This window comes from Mesorhizobium sp. M7A.F.Ca.CA.002.15.2.1 (assembly GCF_003998715.1).
Taxonomy (GTDB): domain Bacteria; phylum Pseudomonadota; class Alphaproteobacteria; order Rhizobiales; family Rhizobiaceae; genus Mesorhizobium; species Mesorhizobium ciceri.
Window position 1 is genome coordinate 1 of record NZ_RZPI01000921.1, and the last position, 1,693, is coordinate 1,693.

The 1,693-nt window shown below is 61.1% G+C and carries 3 protein-coding genes; 1 reads left to right on the plus strand and 2 read right to left on the minus strand.

The window, feature by feature from the left end:
• Positions 1-303: YbjN domain-containing protein (locus tag ENZ74_RS31125; protein ID WP_206522377.1), on the minus strand; the 303-nt coding region annotated here is incomplete at its 3' end.
• A 344-nt stretch (positions 304-647) separates the two neighbouring features.
• The gene (locus ENZ74_RS31130) at positions 648-950 is read right to left on the minus strand and encodes an accessory factor UbiK family protein (RefSeq protein WP_063168840.1); all 303 of its coding nucleotides are present in this window, start codon (positions 948-950) and stop codon (positions 648-650) included.
• Positions 951-1,119: 169 nt separating this feature from the next.
• On the opposite strand from ENZ74_RS31130, the gene lgt reads away from it, so the two are divergent.
• Positions 1,120-1,693, plus strand: a 574-nt coding sequence (lgt, locus tag ENZ74_RS31135; protein ID WP_127313274.1) for a prolipoprotein diacylglyceryl transferase, incomplete at its 3' end; no start/stop codon positions are given.

Here is a 1,693-nt window from a genome sequence, read left to right on the forward strand (position 1 = left end):
CTCCTGCTCCCAGAGGTCGAAATGGCCAAACAGCATCTGCTCGTTGATCAGCGACAAGAGCCGCATCACTTCCAGCGTGCGGGTCTCCGGCACCTTGATATCGAAGGCGCAGGCCAGGTGCAGCGCCTCGAAATCCTCCATCCACGAAAAGGAGACGTGATAGTCGGTCCAGCTTCCGGCAACCGAGATCGAAATCTCGTCGTCGCCGGCCCGCTCGAAAGACCAGTCGTTGTTGTGGGCCACCTGCTCGATAACATCCACCGGATGGATTTCGCGGGAGAATTCGAGTTCGAGAAGTTCCATGGAATGCTTCCTGTCGTTCTGTACGAGCGCCGCCACACGCTCCGCGGGAGGGCACACACAACGAACAATCTTGTCTAGAACTCGGACGGCCAGGACTTTCCTCGCGCAAAGACGACTTCTCGACGCAAAGACCCCAGACCGGACCCCACCGCCCGGTCGCATGATCCTGCTCCGAATCATGCAACAAATTCAGTCTATTGATCGGGAGTCGCGTGAACAGCCCAATTTTTCGCACTGCGTCATTCGCATGTGGAAAGCCGCTGTCACAAAGATTCATGCAATGCCGTTAAGCGATTCACGGCAAAGCGCTTTTCAGGATCGGGCTATGTGGAAAAGTTTAACGATTATTTTTTTGTGCGCGGCTTGGCGGCCGTCGCTGATGTGGCGTCGCCGGCCAGTTCTGCAAGCTTCGCCTCGAGCGCCTCGATGCGGGCGGCAAGGCGGGTGTTTTCTTCCCGCGCCTTGGCGGCCATCTCGCGCGCGGCTTCGAACTCTTCGCGCTGCACCACGTCCATCGTGTTGAGAATGCGCTCGGCCTGCCCCTTGAAGGCGGTCTCCACCTCACGGCGCACGCCCTGGGCGGCGCCGGCGGCGTCGGTCATCAGCTTGGCGAATTCATCGAGAATGCGGTTCGGTCCGGTCGACATGGCAAATCCTCGCGCTTGCACAAAATTGACGTAGTGGCGCCGCGCGTCGAATGCAAGCTTGTTGCACCTTGCTGCGGCATCAAGTCGAGTGCGCCCACCTTGCCTTGACCCTGCCAAAACCCTGCCGCATGGTCCGCGCCGAAACACGTTCGCAATCGAGAGTTCCCCGTTGAACGAATATTTCCTGCTGCCGCTGGCCTCCCTGCCCTTCCCCAACATCAACCCGATCCTCATCCAGATCGGGCCGCTGGCGGTGCACTGGTATGGCGTCGGCTATATCGTCGGCATCCTGTTCGCCTGGTGGTATGCCAAGCGGCTCGCCGCCAATGCCAGGCTGTGGCCGAACGGCGTCCTGCCGATGAAGCCGGAGGATCTCGACGATTTCATCGTCTGGGCGGCCATCGGCGTCGTGCTCGGAGGCCGCACCGGCTATGTGCTCTTCTATGATCTGGCGCGCTACATCGCGCACCCGCTCGATATCTTCGCCGTGTGGCAGGGCGGCATGTCGTTCCATGGCGGCCTGCTCGGCGTCATCCTCGCCATGACGCTGTTTTCCATCAAGCGCGGCATCCGCACCTGGTCGCTGTTCGATGTCGTGGCGGCCGGCGTGCCGGTCGGCCTTGGCCTGGTGCGCGTCGCCAACTTCATCAATTCCGAGCTGTGGGGCCGGCCAACCGACGTGCCCTGGGCGTTCGAATTCCCCAATGGCGGGCCGTTTGCCCGTCATCCGAGCCAGCTTTACG